General features: G+C 44.5%; 20 protein-coding genes. 6 read left to right on the forward strand and 14 right to left on the reverse strand.

The annotated features are described in order from the left end of the window. Nucleotides 1–15 precede the first annotated feature (15 nt). Both KUA46_RS10930 and KUA46_RS10935 read right to left on the reverse strand, forming a co-directional pair. On the reverse strand, nt 16–462 hold the full coding sequence (locus tag KUA46_RS10930; RefSeq protein WP_217313225.1) for a hypothetical protein: 447 nt from the start codon (nt 460–462) through the stop codon (nt 16–18). An 11-nt stretch (nt 463–473) separates the two neighbouring features. After that, nucleotides 474–1,484, reverse strand: coding sequence for a hypothetical protein (locus KUA46_RS10935; RefSeq protein ID WP_217313224.1), 1,011 nt, complete (start codon nt 1,482–1,484; stop codon nt 474–476). Between the two features lie 355 nt (nt 1,485–1,839). On the opposite strand from KUA46_RS10935, the gene KUA46_RS10940 reads away from it, so the two are divergent. Both KUA46_RS10940 and KUA46_RS10945 read left to right on the forward strand, forming a co-directional pair. Then, nucleotides 1,840–2,475, forward strand: coding sequence for a recombinase family protein (locus tag KUA46_RS10940; protein WP_217313223.1), 636 nt, complete (start codon nt 1,840–1,842; stop codon nt 2,473–2,475). A gap of 11 nt (nt 2,476–2,486) precedes the next feature. Beyond that, entirely contained in the window at nt 2,487–3,065 is a 579-nt protein-coding gene (locus KUA46_RS10945; RefSeq protein WP_117701461.1) for a DUF6642 family protein, read from the forward strand. 208 nt (nt 3,066–3,273) lie between these two features. Here KUA46_RS10945 and KUA46_RS10950 read toward each other — a convergent pair whose 3' ends face one another. From KUA46_RS10950 to KUA46_RS10960, 3 genes are all read right to left on the reverse strand, one after another. Beyond that, the gene (locus KUA46_RS10950) at nt 3,274–3,774 is read right to left on the reverse strand and encodes an SLOG family protein (protein ID WP_217313222.1); all 501 of its coding nucleotides are present in this window, start codon (nt 3,772–3,774) and stop codon (nt 3,274–3,276) included. A gap of 1 nt (nt 3,775) precedes the next feature. After that, entirely contained in the window at nt 3,776–4,354 is a 579-nt protein-coding gene (locus KUA46_RS10955; protein ID WP_058322074.1) for a hypothetical protein, read from the reverse strand. Nucleotides 4,355–5,357: 1,003 nt separating this feature from the next. Next, entirely contained in the window at nt 5,358–5,741 is a 384-nt protein-coding gene (locus tag KUA46_RS10960; protein WP_217313221.1) for a single-stranded DNA-binding protein, read from the reverse strand. Between the two features lie 36 nt (nt 5,742–5,777). Between KUA46_RS10960 and KUA46_RS10965 the strand changes: the two genes are divergently transcribed. Next, nucleotides 5,778–5,957 (forward strand): hypothetical protein, encoded by a 180-nt coding sequence (locus KUA46_RS10965; protein ID WP_217313220.1) that lies wholly within the window; start codon nt 5,778–5,780, stop codon nt 5,955–5,957. 66 nt (nt 5,958–6,023) lie between these two features. Continuing rightward, nucleotides 6,024–6,371 (forward strand): hypothetical protein, encoded by a 348-nt coding sequence (locus KUA46_RS10970; RefSeq protein ID WP_234238134.1) that lies wholly within the window; start codon nt 6,024–6,026, stop codon nt 6,369–6,371. Between the two features lie 120 nt (nt 6,372–6,491). On the opposite strand, the gene KUA46_RS10975 is transcribed toward KUA46_RS10970, so the two are convergent. From KUA46_RS10975 to KUA46_RS11000, 6 genes are all read right to left on the reverse strand, one after another. Next, nucleotides 6,492–6,668, reverse strand: a complete 177-nt coding sequence (locus tag KUA46_RS10975; RefSeq protein WP_010537206.1) for a hypothetical protein — start codon at nt 6,666–6,668, stop codon at nt 6,492–6,494. Nucleotides 6,669–6,672: 4 nt separating this feature from the next. After that, nucleotides 6,673–6,927 carry a DUF6926 domain-containing protein gene (locus KUA46_RS10980; RefSeq protein ID WP_218487615.1) on the reverse strand — a complete coding sequence of 85 codons (255 nt, stop codon included), beginning with the start codon at nt 6,925–6,927 and terminating at the stop codon, nt 6,673–6,675. Next, nucleotides 6,927–7,508: a hypothetical protein gene (locus tag KUA46_RS10985; RefSeq protein ID WP_217313219.1), complete on the reverse strand. Its 582-nt coding sequence runs from the start codon at nt 7,506–7,508 to the stop codon at nt 6,927–6,929. The genes KUA46_RS10980 and KUA46_RS10985 overlap by 1 nt, the downstream gene beginning before the upstream one ends. Nucleotides 7,509–8,877: 1,369 nt before the next feature. Further along, complete coding sequence (gene tnpC, locus KUA46_RS10990; protein ID WP_218487973.1) at nt 8,878–10,437, reverse strand: IS66 family transposase; 1,560 nt, start codon at nt 10,435–10,437, stop codon at nt 8,878–8,880. 101 nt (nt 10,438–10,538) lie between these two features. After that, nucleotides 10,539–10,886 carry an IS66 family insertion sequence element accessory protein TnpB gene (gene tnpB, locus KUA46_RS10995; protein ID WP_118189835.1) on the reverse strand — a complete coding sequence of 116 codons (348 nt, stop codon included), beginning with the start codon at nt 10,884–10,886 and terminating at the stop codon, nt 10,539–10,541. Further along, on the reverse strand, nt 10,874–11,284 hold the full coding sequence (locus KUA46_RS11000; RefSeq protein WP_119237662.1) for a hypothetical protein: 411 nt from the start codon (nt 11,282–11,284) through the stop codon (nt 10,874–10,876). The genes tnpB and KUA46_RS11000 overlap by 13 nt, the downstream gene beginning before the upstream one ends. A gap of 228 nt (nt 11,285–11,512) precedes the next feature. Here KUA46_RS11000 and KUA46_RS11005 point away from each other — a divergent pair, with 228 nt between their 5' ends. Together KUA46_RS11005 and KUA46_RS11010 are read left to right on the forward strand one after the other, a co-directional pair. Continuing rightward, complete coding sequence (locus KUA46_RS11005; protein WP_218487929.1) at nt 11,513–11,968, forward strand: DUF6078 family protein; 456 nt, start codon at nt 11,513–11,515, stop codon at nt 11,966–11,968. 244 nt (nt 11,969–12,212) lie between these two features. Further along, nucleotides 12,213–14,099 (forward strand): VapE domain-containing protein, encoded by a 1,887-nt coding sequence (locus KUA46_RS11010; protein WP_218487930.1) that lies wholly within the window; start codon nt 12,213–12,215, stop codon nt 14,097–14,099. 282 nt (nt 14,100–14,381) lie between these two features. Here the strand turns inward: KUA46_RS11010 and nhaD are convergent, their stop codons facing one another. The 3 genes from nhaD to KUA46_RS11025 all read right to left on the reverse strand — a co-directional run bounded on the left by nhaD (nt 14,382) and on the right by KUA46_RS11025 (nt 20,029). Then, the gene (gene nhaD, locus KUA46_RS11015; protein ID WP_022121958.1) at nt 14,382–15,752 is read right to left on the reverse strand and encodes a sodium:proton antiporter NhaD; all 1,371 of its coding nucleotides are present in this window, start codon (nt 15,750–15,752) and stop codon (nt 14,382–14,384) included. A gap of 380 nt (nt 15,753–16,132) precedes the next feature. Further along, nucleotides 16,133–17,860, reverse strand: coding sequence for an alpha-amylase family glycosyl hydrolase (locus KUA46_RS11020; protein WP_153138835.1), 1,728 nt, complete (start codon nt 17,858–17,860; stop codon nt 16,133–16,135). A 66-nt stretch (nt 17,861–17,926) separates the two neighbouring features. Then, the gene (locus KUA46_RS11025) at nt 17,927–20,029 is read right to left on the reverse strand and encodes a glycoside hydrolase family 97 protein (RefSeq protein ID WP_117728876.1); all 2,103 of its coding nucleotides are present in this window, start codon (nt 20,027–20,029) and stop codon (nt 17,927–17,929) included. Between the last annotated feature and the right edge of the window lie 27 nt (nt 20,030–20,056).

Here is a 20,056-nt window from a genome sequence, read left to right on the forward strand (position 1 = left end):
AAAAGGAACGTAATGTCACATGAAACACATCAGCATGTCCGCCTTGTCACGCTTGTACTTGAAGAAGCCTGTCCTCGCTTGCAGTTCCATGTCATGGCACAAGTCACCGTACATGAACTCCAAGGACTCATAGATTGTCACCATGACGGAGTGGACATTTCCATTGGCATCCGTACTGGTATTCATCTTGTACATCCGCCCGAAATTAGGGTTGGAGAAGGCACAGCAGAACTGTCCGAACTCTGTATGTACGGAAGTCACCTTGTGGTAAAGGATGACCAGTTCCATCTGGTCTTCGAACAGGTTCATCACCTCTTCGAGAGGACAAGGCTTTTCCAATTTGAAGTCAAGCAGGACATAGCCGTCTTCATAGACTGGCTGTTCCATGCGCTCCTGGTTGATAAGCTCTGGCAACTGCAATGGTGCAAGTGCCAGGAAGTCGTTGAGAAATTTATGCAGCATAACTATTGTGTTTATAATGAAGAAATGTATAGCTTGATGAACATATCTGGTAACCCGTCTGTCATATTCTTGTCCATCTGCAAGGAATGGCTAAGACAGGCGATTGTGCCTAAAGCATCTATTGACAGTTGCACCAAATCCTTTCGCTGATTCTCTGAAAGCATCGCCATTCCGAAGTCATCAATGGACAGGAATGGTTGCAGTATCATCCAAAAATAGGCAGTCCGTTGTTCTGCGGAAGTAACCTTTCCACTCTTAATATCAGCAACGCAAGTCTGCGCATTGGCGATGATTCTTCGATTGGTACGAACCGCCATATATGCCACGGCATCCCTTGCTGGTAAGTTTCCTTTCCTTGAAGATTGAGCAATCATCTTGCACACATCTTCTGTTCCACTTGTTATATGCGAAACCGACACGTCGCTCATCTCGTATAGATGAGATAGAAATGTTCTGAACAGCCTATCCTCCGTTTTCAGAAAGGCGAGGAACTGTGATTGGTTGGCAATGCCTTCCTTCTTCACCTTCTCCAAGAAGAAATGATAGGTGGTCAAGATCCTTGTCTTGTCACCTTTATATAATGGTATGGTGTCCATACTCTCAAAAAACTTTGAAGCCACCAAGGAAAGGCTGTCCGTTTCCTTCTTACTTTTATAAGGGGAGACGTTCATCTTCAACAGGAGCACATCCTTGAATGTCCTTCGCTTGGCGGTAGCTATGCGCATAAACTCGTCACGGATGGAGTCATGGACATTGGAAAATTCTTCCATCGGAAACGAATGTGCCTTTTTGATGGTGTCTCGCATCAGACAAGCAGAAACCGAGTCTTCTAAAGTACGCCATTTGGATATTTTGTCGGCAAGGTGTTCCATAGACAAATCCTTGTCTGATTTCATCCTTGAAAGGAACTCCTTTTGCGCATCCAATGCCTCCCTTGCATCATGGAAAGATGATTCACTGGCATTTTTTGAACAGGATGCCAGCAAAAGAATGGCAAGTATGATGGCAGACAACATGGACATATGTTTTCTACCATCAAAGTATGATATGCGAAAACTTGAAGTGCAAGATTGTTTGCACTTCACCCTCAATCGGCTTTTTGCCGCAGATATGATAATGTTTATACTTTCCATTTCGGACTTTGTTTGAAATTTACAGTGCGAATTTACGACTATTTATCGGGTATTTATTCAAACCAAATCAAACTTTATGTTTTATTCTCATTCATACTTTATAGCATGATATGAAATGATAATATATCCAAGAAAGTGCAGTACATCAATCTTTAATTAACTATAATAATTATCAGAGTATGATTATACTTTGATGGAATATAAGTATCTTTGTCGGCAAATTACAAATCAGTGTATAATAGCTATGGCAAAAGTAGGTTACATATTTAACTCGGAGCAGTATGACACATTCACCTTTGACCGGGCTTGGATGGAGAAGTATGGCTGTTGCCGTATCATAGAAGATAGTGCAAACCAGGAGAAGACACGCCCGGAATGGAAGCAGCTCATGGATTGTTTGGAACGAGGTGATGAACTGGTCATCTCGAAGTTCAGCAATGCGCTGCGTGGTGTTCGGGAATTGGCGATGTTCCTGGAGTTTTGCAGGGTGAAGGTGATAAGGATAATATCCATTCAGGATAAGATTGACTCAAAGGGGGAGCTATTCCCAAGTACATCAATAGCCGATGTGCTTTTCATGTTCGGTTCGTTGTCAGAAGAGGTCGTTGCCTTGCGCAAGGCTACTGCCCATGTGGAATATATCAAGTCGGGTATTAAACCTGCCAAGAGTTCAACTCCAAAGAAAGGCATTGACCGTGAGAGGAATATCGTCAATATGTATAACAACAACTACACTATCGATGACATCTGGAAGGTCAGCGGCTTCAGGAGTCGCAGCTCGGTGTTCCGCATACTCAACAAGTATGGGGTGAAGCTGAACCGTGGCAAGTTCAGCGGACCGCTTGGCAAGAGAAAACCAAAGAATGAAAGTGATATATAAAAAGTGATTTTATGAAGAATATACTTTGTTTTGAGGGAGAATGGAAATTCAATACCCACAAAAAGCCTGAACGCTTTGATTTGAATAGCGAGCCTATTCTTAGAATGTTGAAAGAATATCATAAATGCGATGCTATTTATAGGCACATTTTGACAAAAGAGGATTTGAAACTCTACATAGAGTATTTCAACAGGAACAAACGTGAATGGAATAAAATAGACATTGTTTATATAGCTTGTCATGGTTGGTTTCATTCTATAAGTTTAGAGGGAGAGAATGGAAATGTTGATTTACAAGAATTGGCAGATATAGCTGGGGATTTCTTCCGTGATAAAATAGTTCACTTTAGTTGTTGTAAAACACTCGCTAACACCTCTGAAGTTGAGCACTTCAAGTCTGTTACAGGCGCAAAATTGGTATGCGGATATAAGAAGAGCGTAGATGCAATGAAATCAGCCATAGCTGACACGGCTTTACTGAATGAATTGATAACAAGCAACAAGCCAGGCAATATCAAAAATATTGCCATTAGTAAGTTTCGCAAAACATACAAATCCTTATTGAACGAATTAGATTTTTGTGCAATATAGATAAATGGTGAGCCATACTGCAACTGATGCTTGCAGTATGGCTTGCCCATAATACTTGGCAGATAAGGCAATTCCTTATCTGTCTCTTCTGAAATCATTTCGCTTGTCTCCGTGGAAAAGGCTTTTAAGCGTTCCGCCTAAAGCCTTGAACACGAAGAACACCACGAACAAAGATACGATGTCGTCCATACGCTATAGTTTTCGTTTGTTATACTTGTGACTTGTACAGATTGATGATGTCCATCCCCATCGACTTGGCTTTTCGGCAAGTGTAGAACGTGCCGCCCTTGGGCTTGCCGTCGAAGAAAGCAATCAGTCCGCACGAATGAGAAAGCATATAATCATTTCGTCTGAGCAAGCATCCATTGAAATAGTACTTACTCAAAAGGATAGCATCGTCCGCCTTGTCAAGAATATCCCAATAGCGGTCTTGCTCCCTTGCGCTCCACCTCTCGTTCTGACCGTCATAGGGAATGACGGCAATAAGTTTCAGATTGGGAAGTTTCACTTTCAATGAAATCACCTCCTCGGCTGCCAACATATCGAAACCGAGTGCCATGCCACAATAGAAATTGGTGATGCCCATAGCATAGAGCAGCCTTATCTTGCCCCTCAGTTTCTTCCTTATCTCGTCCTTATGGTCTTCCGCTATCGTGCGATGTCCCGAAAAAGCCACGGAATTGGCTTTGATGTACTTTGTCTTATCCATATCACTTTGCATATTTATAGTGTGTGCGTCCCAAGAAAAGACCTCCCAATACGTTTCCGCCAAACATTTCCAACTGATTGGCAAAAATGGCATAGCTTGCGCCGGTCGTTACCACATCATCAAAAACATAGATGTCCTTGCCTTTGAAGTAGGCTTCATCAAACTCAATCACTTGTGTCTTAGTGATGCTCTTTTCCTTGTCATGGCGGTGCTCGTGTACTGCCAAGCGGTCGCCTGAAACGGATATGTGCGAATAGCCGTTGATGATGCCGCAAAGCTCGCTCACACGATTACAGAAAGCCATGTATCGACTCTCGTTCTTGGCTTGGGTGCTGGCTGGCACACATACAAACACGATGTCCTTTATCTTCTCACCACAAACTTTGATAAGATGTGCTGCGGTCATTTGCGCCACCTTCTCAAAAGCGTTGTCCCTTGCATCCTTGAACGCCCAAATCAGTTGGCGTGCAGCCACTGCGTCCTCGCCCACATTGCGAACTCTCACAGGGAAATACTTCAAGAAGAAATCCATCCTCTTGCTCAGCTGTCTCTTGATGCTGTCGTCTATCATTCTTACCATAGTCGGAAAAATTATTTGTGTTAAACTCAATTTTTATTTTCCCTATTTTCGGAAGCCTTTCGGCTTGCCCAAGGGATATTTTTCCGCCACGCAAAGGTGTTGGAAGGCAAAAAGACAAATTGGAAGCGAAAAATACGCTCTATATGCAAGGCACATAGAGGAAGATTTTTTGAAAAGCATCCATGATGCCCAATTTGGCATTTGCCACGCAACTGGTACCTTTGCGGAAAATATCCGAAGCGGCAAAGACGATGGACGAAATGAAATGACTATAAGTGCTACTACATAAGATTACAACAAGAAAAGGGTGGGTGTGGAACTGCGCCATCGGTGCAATTCCGCAAGGGTGGGACGAAGTGCTATAAAGAGAGAACGGTTTGCCGATTATAACAGAAGGACGGAACAAAGATGCGGCAGGAGTAATTGGGAAACTCTCTTGGCATCCATGCCGAGTGTGTTTCCGCTCCAGCCTTCATGCCATGTGGCTTATTGCAGTAGCGACAGTTGGTCGCCACAGTCAAGGAGTCTTTTGGCATGAAATCTTTGTAACGGCTATAAAAGTGTAAACCATGGATTATAAAAGGAAGACGAGAAGCGAATATAAAAGATATGGGTGGGAGTGAAACTGCGCAACAGCCAGACAAGCTATCCCACGAAAGGGGTGGCATTGGTAGACAGCATGTAAGTGACGGTTGCGTCACGGATGCCGTTAGCCAATGCCATTCTGTTCGTGCTTGTCCTTCGGCAAATGGTCATTCTTCATCTTTCGGGATGTTACTCCCGATAAATGAAGAATGTCGCTTTGACGAACTGTTGGTGCGGTTTCGCAGATGGGTGGGACGAAGCGTTAAAAAAGAAAGGTGATTTGGCTGATATAAAGGGAACTCGTAATGGCGGTTATAAGAGTAAACTTGCTAATAGTGGCTATAAAAGTAAACATGGTTGTATGAACAAAACAAAAGCGACCGAAGCCGCTTTGTTTATTAGAGAGAATGAAAAAATCCTATTTCTTGCCTTTCTTGGTAGGCTTTTCAGGCTCTACCGTTGGAGTTTCCTCCTTGTCTGGTGTAGGATAGAACTTGTTTGCGATGAAGACGATGCGGTTGTGCTTGGTGCCTTGCTGATCAACCCATTCATCTGGCTTGAAGTAGCCCTCGACAGTGAGCATGGTTCCCTTCTGCAGCTTGTCGAAAGAGTCAACATGCTCATTCTTGCGCCATGCCTCCATGTTCATGAAAGCTGATACTCTGTTGGTTTCCTCACCATTCTTCTCCTGACGGCTGACTGCCAATGAGAAACGTGCTACTGAAGCGTTGGTGAACTGACGGATTTCTGCGTTGTTGCCTACGAATCCTGTTACTACGAAAGTGTTCTCGATTTTTTTCATATTGAATTACTTTTTGAAGTGAAACTTAATTTTTACATGCAATTCAAAAGCAGGGATGTGGCACATGAGGGCAGCACCAAGAAAATCGACTATAATACTCGTTTTCTGTTGGCGGTGAGGAGAAAAAGGAAGATTATCGGCTATTTTATTGGTCACAGCGAAGCGACCGCACAAGACGGATTCCATCTGTCGAAGCATCACGCTACCTTTGCATAGGAAAAATAGTGGCTTCAAAAAATCGGTAATTCAGAAAAGGACGCAAGAACACCGTAGCAGCATCGTATGGCTCAATCATTTGCAGCAACCATCATCAATGCAAAGCACGTTTCCATGGCGTTTTGCCGTCAGCAACAAGGGTTAACCAACAGGCAATACACTTTTCCGCATGGAGGGTGGTCGCATGAGCATATTGACCAAGACAAGCAGAAGGAGAACCTGCTTCGAAGGCTACTCCTATTTGTAGAGGAAGGTAAGCATGAGCAACCAACTACAATCGCCATGCTGCAAACAAGATCCATCCTCAGACAAAAGGCTTCATTGTACGAAAAGCTCCAAGAAAGGCGTAGTCGCAGATTTTATCTCATACAAAGAGGCAGGTCGCCATTTGGCGAATACAACCTCAAAGCATAGCCATATAAAAGTTTATCGGCAAACGATGAAGGGAGTTTGCCGTTACATACAAAAGGGCTTTTACTGGCGGAAAGAAAAAAGATGCCTGACGAGTATAACCTTCACCAAGCATCCTTTTCGTCAGTCATAGACAAGAACGTCATCACGTCTTTCTACAATTTCCTTGCCATTGCGCAATTTCACTACGATGTCCTCACCATAGTCTGCAACCACGAAACCTTCTGTGCGTCCTCTGTAGGGTATCAGCAGTGTGCAACTGCAACCGATAATGTCGGTCAATTCTTCGTATTCAAACATAGCTCTATAAAGTTTGTGGGTTCTCCGAATGAAAAATCACCTTGCAATCCTCAACCTCGGCAGGTAGTCCAAAGGCAGGATAGTGCGAGAATGATGCGTTTCCGTCTTGGCTGAGTGGAGAAACAATCTCCACTTGCCATTTCTGCATGAAGCCATCAACCATCTTGATGTCCTCGTCACTCAATCCCGTAGGGTCGCCATTGATGATATAGCATAATGCCCAAGTGGGGATTTTCTCTATCGTCTCAAATCTTTCCATCAGCCAAACGTGAACTTGTTTATATAATAATAGGTATCCTCGTTCTCATACTCATAGCCGTTGATGAAGTCCACCATTTCATCATCGGTTCTGTCGCCTTGCGAGATACCCATCTTCTCACACCACTTGGCAATAGCATCTTGGCAAGTGTCAAAGATGTCCTCACAAGCATCCTCGAAAGGCTCACCCGAAGAACTCACACAGCATTCCTCTGGGAAGAAGCCTTGCTCGTCATGGACATAGAAAATGTCGCATCCACATTCTATCTCACGATAACTGACGGAAAGTTCTCCACCAAGAACTTTGTTCAGTTCATCAAAGAACTCCTCACAGGCAGACCATGCACTTTCGGTGTCAAAGGACAACAAGCAGATGTCCTCGTCTGCCTCAAACTCTGCCCAATAGATATATCCTCTTACCGATATGCCCATCTTCTCATAGTCGATGCCATAGTGTTCCGCCAACTTGTAGAGATGTACGTTCTTGGTGTTCACCTCCATTGTTTGGAGCGTGTTCCAAAGGTCGGCTACCGCCTTGCGTTCGCCCATCACCTTGTACTGAGTGTCACAAATGTTTGCCATAAGCTCATTTTTTTATTCCCTAATTTTGCATCTGCAATTTCGGGATTGATTTAAATTTTGTTGCCTCAAAAGGTGTCTGTGCTTTTCCTGCAAGGTTCTCTGCTAAAATACAACCTGCAAGGTGGAGATTTTAGCAAGAGACCATAGGCACTGACCTTGCAAGGAATATGGGTACAGACATTACCTTTGCAACCAAATTTATCAAAGCCCAGAAATGGTGATGAAGATTCAGGTAACGGAGTAACAATTAGAAAAGTTGAGATATGAGGATAAAAGAGCTAAGAACGACTTGAAACAAGCAATTACAAGTGGAAAGTAACAGAAATCATACAAGAGTTCTTACTGGCGGAAAGAAAGAGAGCGACAACCCAATACTGCACATGGCATGGTTGGGCTATCGCTCCGCAATTCGTTCAGTTCATCCAATCCATTAGTATATATATCCTAAGATGAATGAATTTATATTTGTGTATTGGCTTTGGTTGGCTGCCATAGACAAGTAACACATCATTTTTCTTTCCGCCAGTAAAAATGGTTCTTGAAGTAAAAGTAACGGGGAAAATGGTTGTTGAGTAGCAAAATTTGTTGCACAAGATTTGTTTTTCATTTTGTTGGTTCTTTCTTGTCACCCAATAAAATGATGCTTACGTTTGAGTTTTCCTGTACCTGCTGATAATCAAGTAGGTAACAAATAAGAAATATCGTCTTTCAATGTACAACGCTGGAAGCCCCACGCCGATGTAAGTATATAGTACCACCTATCAACTCATTGCTAAATGCTATGAGCCAATAAGGGCTGTATATATGATACATCCCAAGGGGCGTCCCCGTTGCTTTGTTCTTGACAGACATTTGGAAGTTGCGAAGTTCTAATAGCGTCAAAACCAAAGCGTACAGTTACGCCTTTATGTATATATGTCCATCCCACCTTCGCCCAATTGGAGCTTCCAGTAAGGATATGACACCGCAAAAGTAACAATTATTATCGAAACAACAAAACTTTTAGCTAAAAAGTTTCGAAAAAAGTTATGTGAGGGGGAACTGTGGAGAAAAGGAGGGTGTCTGCGGAGCATGATTCTTCCAACAAAAGGGATGATGCTAGGATGAAGTTTAGAAAGAAGTACGCAAGCGATAAAGAACCAACAAATACACGCACGTATAAATCTTTTTTCTCGAAAAAGTATCAAAGTCTCATTTTTCGGTATAGAATAAGACTTATATCTTTAATACACAACACTTTATCAAGAATGAGACTTCTCTAAAAATGAAGGGAGAAGTATCATCGAAGTATCATAAATTGTAAGCGGCTCCGCGTTTATACCTTGCATAATTCAAAAAAAAGCAGTAACAGCTGATTAAACTAATGCTGTTACTGCTTTTTCCATCGGTCAGGAAGTAAGTTTCTATATTTTTCCAATGGGGTATTGGGTTGCCATTCTACAGTCTTTTCTATTACGTCGCATATGTATTCAAACAGATTAATGCCATTCAGCCTGCATGAGATGGCTATAGAATATAGGATAGCCGCCCGGCTTGCTCCTTCGTGCGAACCAAAGAACATTGAGTTTCTTCTTGATAGTGATATGTACCTCTGGATTCTCTCAATATAGTTGTTATCGAGAGCCGTATCACCTCTTTTGAAGATGTCACAAATGGCATTATATTCATTAAGGGCATAACCGACCGCCTGCGCCAAGGTAGACTTGGGCAGCAAATCTTTCCTGGAAGATATTTCCTCCAGTTTCTCCAATAAATCCTGTAAAATGTCCGGTGCATATGACTGCCGATAGGCAAGATGGTCTTCAACGGTCCATCCATTTACCCCAACCTTATGTTTTTTGTCTTCTCGATAAAATCTGTTGAGGATATCTACGACTTCCTGAGCATCCTTGTCTTCCTTGCCGCAGTCGACGAAATCTCTCTTGACATGCTGTAGGCAGGCGATTCTCATGATGTCCGGATAAGCATCCGACTCCAGTTTCCGGTAAGGAGCATACGCATCACTCTGTATGGTACCTTTATAATCAGAGAATACGTTAAGTATGACCTGCTCAGAGCGTGATCCATCCTCATATACGAAGAAGACAAGTCCCAGTTTAGGCGCACTTACAGCCCAGAAGTAGCCTTTCTTCGAACCCTTGTCTGTAGGCTTTGTCTTGGTTAACAGCACTTTATGGTATGTCTCGTCTGCCGAGACATAATCCTGCTGCAACACTACTTGGCAGATAGCCTTATAGAAGTTTTCCAGTACATCGGCACTTCTGGCAATCAGTTTGTTTGCCGTGGCTTTCCTTAACGTAAACCCATTGTCGGCAAAGTATTTGATAATTCGCTCTACCGGCATGGAATAGATGTATCGCATCTGCAGGAGTCCTGCTGCAAAGGAAGGTGAATAGGAAGAATTCAACAACAGAGCCGGCGGAGTTTTCCCCGGATACATGATACTTCCATCAGTATAAGTGTTGATGTGATACACGGTCTTGATGAATTTGATGGGTTCCATGCTGTAACGTATACAGGTACGAGTTCCGAAGAGACGCAACGTCTTCAAAAACTCTGCATCCATGACTGGATCTATCGTAACATGCACCTCTTTCATCTCGTAATGCATGTCACGCCTGGCACCGTTGTTTTTGCGTGCCTTTCTCTTTTCGGCCTGCTCTTTTTCCTTCTTGTCAAATTCCTCCTGCGTCATCGAGGCTTGTGGATTCTTTTCCTGACGTTCGGACTTCTTGCCTGAAACGAGCTTGCCGAGTGCCTTGTTCTGACGATTCGCTTTGTCAATGGCGATTCCTTTCTGGACGAGTAGTTCTTCAAGTGACTTTATACGTTCAATGAGTTCGTTGACCTGTGCAGTCAACGAACTCACTGTATCATTAGCAACTTTTAGTTGCTCCTTTAGAAGCTCTATAATTTCGTCCTTTTTCATAGTGCAAAGGTACGAAAAAATATCGAGATATGCAAATGTTCTTATATATTATTTTTAGTTATTTTATTGATACACAACATATTAGGGTTATCTTACTACTACTATAGATTGAGTCTCTTTCTATATTTCATGCTTTTTAGGCAAATTCCGCTCATGATGGCCGATAGTGTCCTGTACGGCATTTTGCATTGTTTGTTCTTGGGGTCAAAGAATGGTAATTCAAAGGTTCCTCGCTCCAATCGCTTCTGGTACAGCAAGAAACCATCGCCATCCCACTTGAGCATTTTTACCTGCTGGCGGTTCTTGGAGAAGAAGATGAATACCGCACCACCAAGTGGCGGAAGTTCCATCTCGGTTCTCACTATCTGATACAAGCCATTTATGCCCATGTTCATTCGTACGTATCTCTGGCAGACATAGTACTGGGTACTCTCATTCAATCCAAACATCCTGCATCCTCCTTCTCATAAAGTTTCATCAACGCCATAACAGACTTAGCACATCCTTTTTTAACGGAAACCAAAGTTCCATTTGGAAAGGTTATGTTTATGCCATAAAGGAGGTCTTCCATAGGCAGATCTATGGTAGGAGGTTCCATAGGCACGAACATCATGCCTGTACTTGATGCAGATGCTTCTGCTTTTTCTCTGCGGGCTGCCTCCTGGGCTTGGCGGATTTCCTTTTTGGCACGCAAAACAGAATATCCTTTTTCGCACATCCAGTTCATCATGGTGCGATGATTTACATGTCTTTCCTTCAAGAAAGGAGTAAGTTGGGCCTTGGGGTTTCGATTCAGATAGACTAAGAAGGAATCCCAAGCCTTCTCAAAACGTTCGTTTGCTGTCATAATTTGTTTGATTTTAAAATGATGGTGCAAAGGTACGAATAAATGAGAAGACTACAATGGTATAAACGCGGAGCCGCTTACCATAAATTAGGGAGAAGTATCATGATTTCTTGCTTGCATCGAAAAAAAATGCTTTATGAAGTGATAATAATAGCATTTATAAGGCAATAAACAGGATGTATTTGCGTTTAGTAAAACAGAATGTTTTATTCTTAATACTTAAGAAACATGGATGAAAAGGAATTACTGAAAAAGGCTTTTGAGTACGGAAACGTACCTAGCAACATCACCTACTGTTTCACCGAACCATGTCCGATGAAAAACAAATGTATTCACTATCTATCTGCACTCTACAAAAACGAGAAGACTGATAGAGGGGATGCCATTTTCCCAAATGCCCTGAAAAACGGGAATTGCAAGTACTTCGCTCCGCTGCGTGTCGTGAAAATGGCATGGGGATTCGACAAACTCTTTGCCGAAATGAAAGTGAAAGACGCTCCTGCGCTGCGCGCCGAAATGAGAGACTACCTCGGCAGCAAAGGACAATACTACCGTTACAAACTGGGACAACTGAAACTCCTGCCGGAACAACAGGCATATATCAAACAGCTCTTCGCCAAATACGGATATAAAGATGTTGAATTCGACCATTTCTCAGAAGAGATTGATTTCACTAAAAGCTAATCTTTTTCTCTGCCCTCCAGATGTTCCAGCCATGCCATTTAAGCGGTCCCACTGAGAACACGTGACGGGCTACCGGTGAACACGTGACGGGCTACTAGAGAACACGTGACGGGCAGCCATTGCCCGTACTACGGGAATCGAGTGCCCAATTTACCAACCGAACTTTGGGCAACGCTGATAAGATTTTATAGTTAACAGTTTATAGTTAATAGTTAACAAACAAACATCCTAATCAATATATTCAATGAAAGTAACAATCGTTCATACAAACAACAAGAAGCAGCTCCTCGTCAGCACCAAGACGATGGAGAAGTTGCTGCAACGTATCGCAAAAGATGACAGCAGACTTACTGTTACCCATTTCCGCGAATACGTGTCCTATATGGAAAGCGGCTACGAATATTACAAGGATATGCCAACATGGATGCACATCTACCCCGCTGCTGAATTCGCCAAAGACGAAAACAACAACCTGAAGATGAAGGCGTGCAACGGTATCCTGATGCTGAAATTCGGAAACATCACGGATGTGGACGGCGTGGAGGGCGTGAAGCGCTCGGTTGCCATGCTGCCTTCTACCTTTGCTGCGCTGGAAGGTGCTGATGGCAAGTCGGTTATCGTATTGGTGAAATTCAGCAATGAAGATGACTTGCTGCCTGCAGAGGAGGCGGATGCCGAACGACTGTACCGCATCGCTTACCAGCAGATTCTGCCTGTATATCAGGCGATTGCCAAGGCTTCGGTGCTCACAGACGGACCGAAACCTTCTATAGAAGCGGGCGCAAACCTGTCTTTTGAGCCTTCGATGCACAACAGTTTTATGATGACGCTCGATGCGAAACCTTATTTCAACAGTAAGGCGGTAGCGATGAAAATTGACAGCAACATGCGCCCTCAGAACCAGGCTTTCAACACGGAAGATAATCAGCAGATGATTCCTGGTTCCGATACTTCGGAAGAAGAAAACAAAGTTGACAAGAACAGCGTTCGCGAGAATATCATGAGCATGATACAGCTGCTGAAAAGTAAATATAACTTCAGATACAACACGGTGATGAAATTCGTGGAATACATGCCGAAGGAGAAGGGTTGGTATGGTTTCCAGCCCGTAGATCCGAGAGTGCAGAAGCGCATGACGCTGGAGGTGCAGCTCGCCGACATCCGGGTGAGCATCAAGGATGTCAGGAATTTTCTGGAGTCTGATTATATCAAGAATTATAATCCGATAGATGAATATCTCTTCCAATGCTACGACAAATGGGACGGGAAGGACCATATCCGTGCCTTGGCTCGTACGGTTCCTACCAACAATCCTTACTGGGCAGACTGGTTCTACACCTGGTTTCTGGGCATGGTTGACCAGTGGCGCGGCTTTACCCATCGCCAGTATGGCAACTCAGTGGCTCCGCTTCTCATTTCCAAGCAGGGTTACAACAAGAGTACTTTCTGTCGCCGGCTGTTACCGCCGGAACTGCAGTGGGGATATAACGATAATCTGATTCTGTCAGAAAAACGTCAGGTTTATCAGGCGATGGCGCAGTTTATGGTCATCAATCTTGATGAGTTCAACCAGATTTCTCCACAGGTGCAGCAGGGATTTCTGAAGAATCTCATCCAGTTGCCTACGCTGAAATACAAACCTCCGTATGGCAGTCATGTCATGGAATTTCCTCGTCTCGCCTCGTTCATCGCCACGAGCAACATGAAGGATATTCTCTCCGACCCATCCGGCAACAGAAGGTTTATAGGCGTGGAACTGACGGGACCGATCGATGTGAGTGTGCGTCCGAACTATCAGCAACTTTTCGCCCAGGCGCTGACCGCCCTGCACAATGGCGAGAAGAGTTATTTTGATGCGGAACAGGTGAAGTTGATCATGAAGAACAACTACCAGTTTGAGGTGGTTGAGCCGATAGACCAGTATTTCCTGCTCTATTTCGAGTTGGTTGATGATGAGAAAGAGGGTGAATATCTGACTGCCGCCGAGATTTTCGACTATCTGAAAAAGCAGATAGGTTCATCGCTCAAGGTGAACAGTTTGATGGGATTCGGCAGAAAACTGGCGAATATGAGTGAGTTAAAACATAAGAGATTTGCAGATGGAATGAAGTATCTTGTAAAGAAAAAGTGAAATAATGATACTTCTATGAGACTTTAATGAGACTTCTCGGCACCAAAACCGAGAAGTCTCATTTCTTTTATCTTATTATCTATCAAGTCTTTAAGTCGGTATTTTCAATAGAAAATGAGACTTTGAGACTTTTTTCTCAAAAAACTTTTTCACGTAAGAGAGAAAGCTTTTGCCCTTACAGGGCGACAGGCTTGTATCCATCATTACCCAGGGTGTTGCCCTGGGCTAAGAGCTTCTGCCCTTTCAGAGCGTGTGGAGCCTACATCTGAAAACACTTATCCTTTAGATAGCATAAAGGAAGGTGCGGATGAACCAGTAGCAAACGATACCTGCGATGTAACCTACGAAAGCAATCCAGGAGATGTGCTTCATATACCAGCCAAAGGTAATCTTCTCCAAGCCCATTACTACCACACCAGCGGCACTACCGATAATCAGCATAGAACCACCGACACCGGCACAGTAGGCGAGCAACTGCCAGAAGACGCCATCCACAGCCATATCACCAGCGGCTGCCACAGGATACATTCCCATACATCCGGCTACCAAAGGCACATTGTCAACAATACTTGAAAGCACACCGATGATACCAGTAACCAGGTAGTGGTTGCCATCGAATACGACGTTCAAGCCCTGACCCAAAGCAGTCAAAACGCCAATCTCAGCCAGGCAGGATACTGCCATCAGAATACCGAGGAAGAAGAGAATGGTACTCATATCAACACGAGAAAGCAACTTGGTTACTCGCTTCTGAGTGCCCTCGGCATCAGCTCCACGATGCAAACCGCGATAGAAAACTTCGGTAGCAGTCCAGAGAACGCCCAATACCAGGAGGATTCCTACGAATGGAGGCAAGTGGGTGATACTCTTGAAGATAGGAACGAAGATCAAACCGCCTACTCCTAACCAGAACACAGCCTTGCGCTGACCTTCGGTGAAATCGCTGACCGCCGCATTCTGCTGGGCAGAAACCTCAGGCATCACGAGTTCGCCCTTCAACATAGTCTGAAGGATGAGGGCTGGAATCACCATGGAAACCACAGACGGGATGAAAATTTCGGCGATAACGCCGGCTGCAGTAATCAGTCCCTTGTTCCAGAGCATGATGGTGGTAACGTCGCCGATTGGTGAGAAAGCACCACCCGAATTGGCTGCGATGATGACGAGGGATGCATAAACCATGCGATCCTTGTGGTCGGTGACGAGCTTTCGGAGAATCATGATCATCACGATACTGGTGGTCAGATTGTCGAGGATGGCAGAGAGGAAGAAGGTAAGGATAGCGATACGCCAGAGGAGCGCACGCTTCGACTTGGTCTTCATCACCTTGCGAACCCAGTTGAATCCGCCGTTTTGGTCCACGATTTCCACGATGGTCATTGCACCCATCAGGAAGAAGAGTGTTGTGGCGGTATCGCCCAGATGTTCCTGGATGATTCCGGTCACCTTCTCCACCATTCCAGCAGCACCGCCTGTATAATCAGGGTGCATCAACTGGAGATACTGCATTGGATCCATCATGTAGAGGGTCCAACAACCTACCAACATCAACAGGGCAATTGCTGCCTTGTTTACCTTTGTCAAGCTTTCGGTAGCTATGAGTGCATAGCCGAGCACGAAAACGACAATAATAGAAATTGTAAGTGTAGTCATTACTTTTTATTTATTATTAGATATTCTTTTTTCCTTTATGTATGATTTGGTATCCACAATTGCCAAACGGCTGCAAAGATACAAAAAGAAAAGCAATAACCACACGATTCCTTATTATAATTGTATGAAATCGTTTACTTTATTACGGATTTAACCTAAATAATAACAGATTTCGCCCTGTATGGTTGAGGCATTTCATAAAACATGTAACATAAAACATGAAATAGATATAAAACGTTATGGAAATGCAAAAAAAATCCGAAACAGATAGCTGACAACGCTTCTGTTTCGGATTATCTTTTTGTATTCTTTCTTATTCTTCCTTAAAATCCATGCGGATTCTGATATTTAATAAAGCTAGCAATAATCATGTTCACAGGTTACTTAGCCACCTTGAATACAGCGGCACTAATGCCTGAAGCCTTGATGGCATCGATCTTCTTTCCTGATTTATATACGACCTTGCCTGTAGAAAGAACAGAAACTGCCTTGCCACCTACAGAGCTGATGTTGAGAGAGGCTGCCTTGGCACCAGGATTCACGACAACAACATACTTCTCATCACCCAAAGTGCGCTCATATACCATCGGATATTCCTGACCCTTCTGGTTCAGGAGCTTCCAATCTCCCTCATTGTCAAGAGCCTTGGCTGAATGACGCAAAGCGGCCAGCTTACGGGTATATGACAACAGAGAATTCTGATCTCCCTGCTGAGCTTCAACGGTCAACTTTCCGTTTTCCGTATCTACAGGGAAGTAGAGTTTATCAGGCGCACTCGTTGAGAAGCCGGCATTCTTGCCCTTGGTCCACTGCATCGGAGTGCGGGTACCAGAGCGCTCATTGCTACCCTCCTTGTTAGGGAGATTCATCTGATACTTCATACCAATCTCATCACCATAATAGATAAATGGAACACCTGGCATGGTGAGGAAGAAGGTCATCGCCACCTTCAACTGGTCTGGCGTGTTGCGGGTACCGATGTTAGGACGCTGGTAATCGTGGTTGGCAGATGGAACAGCGATGTAGCCGAGATTCTTGGTGGCATTGAAAGCCTTGGTATAGTTCTCGCTAAATTCCTTAAGCGAACCCTTGCCCTGCTTGTCGAAATAGCAGTTCTGATAGCTCTGCTCCCACTTGCCCCATGGAGTCTTGCGGTCGAAGAACAGAGAGGCATAGCCCTTAAGACCGAAATGGATGTAGAAATCGATGTTGAAGCCGGCAGGAATGGCTTGCTGCGGATTAGCCCACTCTGAAATCAGGACGGTCTCAGGATAGTACTTGTCCTTCCATGCACGCATCTCATTCCAGAGTTTGGAAACCTCCTTCTTGTCAGGGTCGTTCTTGATGAGCGATGACGCCATATCAACACGGAATCCATCCACACCCTTATCAAACCAGAAAGCCATGATGTTACGTATCTCTCTGCGAACAGCCTGTGGTCCAGGCGCATCTACACTCTGCTCCCAAGGATGATTTGGATCTGGATGAGCAAAGCCATAGTTCAAGGCTGGCTGGCACTCGAAGAAATTCTTCTCATAATACTTGGCACGAGGAGCATTCGCCTCCACATATCTGCCTCGGGTACTAGACTCCGGACTTGCCTCCTGATGACGGGCTTCTATTTCTTTCTTCTCGCTCTCAGGAATATCGTTCATCCAGATATAATAGTCGCTGTAACGCTGGTTAGGATCTTTCTCGGAAGACTCCTTAAACCAGGCACACTTGGTGCTGGAATGTCCTGCCACCAGGTCGAGACAAACCTTCATGCCACGCTTATGGGCCTCATTGACCAAAGTAACCAAATCGGTATTGGTACCGAATCGAGGATCTACCTTGTAGAAATCGATGACATCATAGCCACCATCAAACCATCCCGACTCAAAGATCGGATTGAGCCAGAGGGCGTTCACACCCAGCGACTTGATGTAATCCAACTTGGAAGTGATACCCGGCAGATCGCCAATACCATTGCCATCAGTATCCATATAGGAAGATGGATAAATCTGATAGAAAAGTGCATCACTCAACCAAGCCGGTCCCTTCTTCTGTTCTGCCTGAGCAGAAAGTGTGGTTGCCGCCAAAGCAGCAACCAACAACATTTTATTCATTCTTTTCATGAGCATCATTATTAATTCAAGAAAACTTTCTTTCATAATAACTCAAAATCCTGCATTTTATTGCGCAAGAAGGCTAATTGCGAATCCGCCACCTGCAACGGAGTTCAACTTCAAGACAGACTTGCTGGTTACAGTCTTCTTGGTGATGACATAAGCCTGCGGATTGGTCTTGTAGTTGGCATTCTTTGCATCCTGATAGATGGTAGCCACATACTTCTTGCCCTTCTCGAGGAAATCGAGCTTTACGGTAGACTGATGAGCCTTCATGCCCGTAACGCCACCGACAAACCAGTTATCAGAACCCTTTGCCTTGCGGGCAGCGGTGATATACTCCATTGGTTCAGCCTCCAGATAGATAGACTTGTCCCAATCTACAGCCACATCCTTGATAAACTGGAAGGCATCCATGTGCTTCTCGTAATTCTCAGGGAAATCGGCAGCCATCTGCAATGGACTGTACATCGTTACATAAAGTGCCAACTGACCGCAGATGGTAGAGTTGCAATGAGAACCATTGGCGCAATCCATTTCAAAGATACCCGGTGTATAATCCATCGGACCACCCTGCAGACGGGTGAAAGGCAAGATGGCGGTATGTCCCGGTTTGGTACCTCCGAAAGCCTGATATTCAGTACCGCGAGCACTCTCATTGCCAATCAGGTTAGGATAAGTGCGGCAGAGACCGGTAGGACGCACAGCCTCATGGGCATTTACCATGATGTGATAATCGGCAGCACGGGTTACGGCATGCAGATAGTGATTGATTTCCAACTGACTGTAGTGATGCTCGCCACGAGGGATGATGTTGCCCACATAACCGCTCTTCACTGCATCGTAGCCATAATCCTTCATCAACTGATAAGCTCTGTCCATATACTTCTCGTAGTTCATTACAGAAGAGGAGGTCTCATGATGCATGATGAGCTTCACTCCCTTGGAATGCGCATACTCATTGAGCGCCTTGATGTCGAAATCAGGATATGGAGTCAGGAAATCGAATACCTTTTCCTTCATATAGCCACTCCAGTCTTCCCAACCGATGTTCCATCCTTCTACCAGGACGGCATCGAAACCATGGGCTGCAGCGAAGTCGATGTAACGGCGCACATTGGCATTGTTGGCAGAATGCTTGCCCGATGGCTTGGCATGTACATAGTCGGTTCCATCCAACTTCACGGTAGGATAATCATGGGTATAAGCCCACTCACCCTTACCGGAAATCATCTCCCACCATACACCCACGTACTTTACAGGATGAATCCAAGAGGTATCCTTGATCTTGCAAGGCTCATTAAGATTGAGAATCAGGTTGGAAGACAACACCTTGCGGGCATCATCTGTAATGACCATCGTACGCCAAGGGCTCTTGAACGGAGTCTGCATGTATCCCTTCATACCCTGTGCATCAGGGGTAAGCCAAGAGGTAAAGGTCATGGTCTTGTCATCCAGGTTCAGATGCATGGCTGGATAATCTACCAGGGCAGCCTCATGCAGGTTGATGTAGATACCATCATCAGTCTTCAACTGGAGTGAGGTCTGTACACCGGTATCTGAAAAGACAGTCTGTGAGAGATTGCTGCTGACAGCAGCATGCAGGGCTGGACGGATGCCCGACAGACGGGTCTTGGTATATTCATACTCCTGGGTATCGTAATCACCCGGAATCCACCAGGCGGTATGATCGCCCGTCATGGCAAATTCTGTACGCTCTTCCTTGATGGTAAAGTAGTTGAGATTGCCTTTCTGAGGGAACTCATAGCGCAATCCTACTCCATCGTCATAAACACGGAAGCGAACGTTCATATAACTGTCTGTAGAATTCTGCTTCAACTCTACCAGCATATCATTATAATGATTGCGGATCGACTTGTTCTCTCCCCAAACAGGAGTCCAGGTCTCATCGAAAGTGGAAGTCTTCTCATTGATGACACTAAAATCAGAAAGCAGATCCTTGCCATCCTTGCCGCCCTTAGCGAGCTGATAACCCAGACGGCTAGGCTTGATGATGGTCTTGCCCTGATAGGTCACACTATAGGTAGGCACAGTGCCATCCAAGGTGAAGTTCACCTTGATTTGTCCGTTAGGAGAAGTGATGTCTCCAGCATCTGCTGAGATGCCAAAAGCCATCAGAAGGCTTGCGAGCAAAAAGAGTTTTTTCATATTTTTTGTTTAAAATTGTTTGTTGCT

This window comes from Segatella copri, assembly GCF_019249765.2.
In the GTDB taxonomy this organism is placed as follows: Bacteria; Bacteroidota; Bacteroidia; order Bacteroidales; family Bacteroidaceae; genus Prevotella; species Prevotella copri_K.

What these genes read in the sequence shown, in the direction of transcription:
- KUA46_RS10980 (WP_218487615.1), bottom strand. Translation starts at nt 6,927, where the DNA reads ATGGAAAGATTTGAGACGATAGAGAAAATCCCCACTTGGGCATTATGC.
- KUA46_RS11020 (WP_153138835.1), bottom strand. Translation starts at nt 17,860, where the DNA reads ATGAATAAAATGTTGTTGGTTGCTGCTTTGGCGGCAACCACACTTTCT.
- KUA46_RS11025 (WP_117728876.1), bottom strand. Translation starts at nt 20,029, where the DNA reads ATGAAAAAACTCTTTTTGCTCGCAAGCCTTCTGATGGCTTTTGGCATC.
- KUA46_RS10975 (WP_010537206.1), bottom strand. Translation starts at nt 6,668, where the DNA reads ATGTTTGAATACGAAGAATTGACCGACATTATCGGTTGCAGTTGCACA.
- tnpB (WP_118189835.1), bottom strand. Translation starts at nt 10,886, where the DNA reads ATGTTTGGATTGAATGAGAGTACCCAGTACTATGTCTGCCAGAGATAC.
- KUA46_RS10930 (WP_217313225.1), bottom strand. Translation starts at nt 462, where the DNA reads ATGCTGCATAAATTTCTCAACGACTTCCTGGCACTTGCACCATTGCAG.
- nhaD (WP_022121958.1), bottom strand. Translation starts at nt 15,752, where the DNA reads ATGACTACACTTACAATTTCTATTATTGTCGTTTTCGTGCTCGGCTAT.
- KUA46_RS10985 (WP_217313219.1), bottom strand. Translation starts at nt 7,508, where the DNA reads ATGGCAAACATTTGTGACACTCAGTACAAGGTGATGGGCGAACGCAAG.
- KUA46_RS10945 (WP_117701461.1), top strand. Translation starts at nt 2,487, where the DNA reads ATGAAGAATATACTTTGTTTTGAGGGAGAATGGAAATTCAATACCCAC.
- tnpC (WP_218487973.1), bottom strand. Translation starts at nt 10,437, where the DNA reads ATGAAAAAGGACGAAATTATAGAGCTTCTAAAGGAGCAACTAAAAGTT.
- KUA46_RS10965 (WP_217313220.1), top strand. Translation starts at nt 5,778, where the DNA reads ATGCAATTCAAAAGCAGGGATGTGGCACATGAGGGCAGCACCAAGAAA.
- KUA46_RS11005 (WP_218487929.1), top strand. Translation starts at nt 11,513, where the DNA reads ATGGATGAAAAGGAATTACTGAAAAAGGCTTTTGAGTACGGAAACGTA.
- KUA46_RS10935 (WP_217313224.1), bottom strand. Translation starts at nt 1,484, where the DNA reads ATGTCCATGTTGTCTGCCATCATACTTGCCATTCTTTTGCTGGCATCC.
- KUA46_RS10940 (WP_217313223.1), top strand. Translation starts at nt 1,840, where the DNA reads ATGGCAAAAGTAGGTTACATATTTAACTCGGAGCAGTATGACACATTC.
- KUA46_RS10970 (WP_234238134.1), top strand. Translation starts at nt 6,024, where the DNA reads ATGGCTCAATCATTTGCAGCAACCATCATCAATGCAAAGCACGTTTCC.
- KUA46_RS11000 (WP_119237662.1), bottom strand. Translation starts at nt 11,284, where the DNA reads ATGACAGCAAACGAACGTTTTGAGAAGGCTTGGGATTCCTTCTTAGTC.
- KUA46_RS10960 (WP_217313221.1), bottom strand. Translation starts at nt 5,741, where the DNA reads ATGAAAAAAATCGAGAACACTTTCGTAGTAACAGGATTCGTAGGCAAC.
- KUA46_RS10950 (WP_217313222.1), bottom strand. Translation starts at nt 3,774, where the DNA reads ATGGATAAGACAAAGTACATCAAAGCCAATTCCGTGGCTTTTTCGGGA.
- KUA46_RS11010 (WP_218487930.1), top strand. Translation starts at nt 12,213, where the DNA reads ATGAAAGTAACAATCGTTCATACAAACAACAAGAAGCAGCTCCTCGTC.
- KUA46_RS10955 (WP_058322074.1), bottom strand. Translation starts at nt 4,354, where the DNA reads ATGGTAAGAATGATAGACGACAGCATCAAGAGACAGCTGAGCAAGAGG.